Raw genomic sequence first — 1465 nt, forward strand, 5'->3', positions numbered from 1 at the left:
AAAAAATTTTGACCACTACTAAGAAATAAAAAAATTACTCACTTTTTTAAAATACAAAAAAGCTTGAACACCTTGCAAACACAGGGCTTTCAAGCTTTTTATATTTTTTAACTGTCAAAGATGAGATTATATACGCTGACGAGGTAGAAGAAAAGGCTTTTTTATACGGTATCGACTACAGCATTAAAAACCAAAAACCAACCGTTATGCAAAGTGTTCCAACCCCAAAGATAGTTATAGACTATATTCAAAAAATAAAGGAGAGTTAATAATGAGTAAAGTTACTTACTATAACAATTTACATCTTTTTGACATAAATAAAGAAACAGAAGCTATTATATCAGTATTTTACCTTGAACGCTATTCATGGGAACCAGAAGATAAAAAACCTAGAGTTAATATTAACTGGAGAGACAAACAAGAAAATAGCTCACAGAATGTACTAATAACCCTATCTACTGAATCAGCCAAAGACTTAATTAAAAAGTTATCTGAAACTATAAAAAAGAATGAATTATAAAAAACCAAAGGCCAGCCGGGAGCCTTAAATCCCGGCAGAAAGGATGGTTATAAATGAAAACAGGAGAATACGTAAATACACCTAGATTTTTAAAAGTCTACATTGAAGAAGTTTTTGAGACTATTAAAGAACTGTATGCGGCTGGATACTATGAACCTACACATTACGAAGGAGATTATGCTATACAAGGAAAACACATAGGAATCAACAGAATGACTTTTGCAGCCGCTAAAAAATAAACCAAAGGCCAGCCGGGAGCCTTAAATCCCGGCAGAAAGGATATAAAATGAAAATTGAACTAAAAAAAGAAACAAAAGAAGCACTAAAAACTATTGCCATACACTACAAAACAACCCCAAAAGAAATAATACAAGCATTTTTAATGGACCTTACAGAAACACCTGGTTCAGGTTCAGACGAAAGAGATAAAGCATATTACTGGTTCCAAAGACATCTTATAGACTCAGAATTCTACTATTAAAACTAAAGGCAAGCCGGGAGCCTTAAATCCCGGCAGAAATCAATTACAAAGGAGATAATCGAATGAAAAAATATTACGGCTATTGCTTTTCAAAAGATGGTTCCTACAACCCACCAGTTACCTTGAATAGTCCAAAAGAAGTCTACAAATACCTTTCAATACACGGACACACAGGAAAATTTAATAGGGTAATTGCCACCGACACAGAAGATTGCATTATTGCCGAAATAATAGACGGTAAATTTACCTATCCACCACAATGGGCAGAAAGATTTAACTAATGTAACTCAAAAAAACAACTGCAGCCCGGGCACCAGGCCTGAAAATGAATTACAAAGCGGTTTAAACCCCTAATTTTAGAGTCTACTCCCCTTATTCTCTTGTTTACATAGAATTAATAAATATTGCTCACGGAACAGGAAAACCAATAAGCCTCAATTCATTTATTGTGAACAGCTAAGGCG

Annotated in this window: 4 protein-coding genes; all 4 read left to right on the top strand. The window is 34.0% G+C overall.

Going from position 1 to position 1465, the window contains the following annotated elements:
- Nucleotides 1-271: 271 nt before the first annotated feature.
- The 4 genes from Psfp_RS21065 to Psfp_RS21080 all read left to right on the top strand — a co-directional run bounded on the left by Psfp_RS21065 (nt 272) and on the right by Psfp_RS21080 (nt 1282).
- A complete protein-coding gene (locus tag Psfp_RS21065; protein WP_134220466.1) occupies nt 272-520 on the top strand; it encodes a hypothetical protein in 249 nt (82 codons plus the stop codon).
- A gap of 53 nt (nt 521-573) precedes the next feature.
- Nucleotides 574-759, top strand: a complete 186-nt coding sequence (locus tag Psfp_RS21070; RefSeq protein WP_134220467.1) for a hypothetical protein — start codon at nt 574-576, stop codon at nt 757-759.
- Between the two features lie 47 nt (nt 760-806).
- Entirely contained in the window at nt 807-1001 is a 195-nt protein-coding gene (locus Psfp_RS21075; RefSeq protein ID WP_134220468.1) for a hypothetical protein, read from the top strand.
- 62 nt (nt 1002-1063) lie between these two features.
- The gene (locus tag Psfp_RS21080) at nt 1064-1282 is read left to right on the top strand and encodes a hypothetical protein (protein ID WP_134220469.1); all 219 of its coding nucleotides are present in this window, start codon (nt 1064-1066) and stop codon (nt 1280-1282) included.
- The last annotated feature ends 183 nt before the right edge of the window (nt 1283-1465 follow it).

It is taken from the genome of Pelotomaculum sp. FP, from assembly GCF_004369245.1.
In the GTDB taxonomy this organism is placed as follows: domain Bacteria; phylum Bacillota; class Desulfotomaculia; order Desulfotomaculales; family Pelotomaculaceae; genus Pelotomaculum_C; species Pelotomaculum_C schinkii.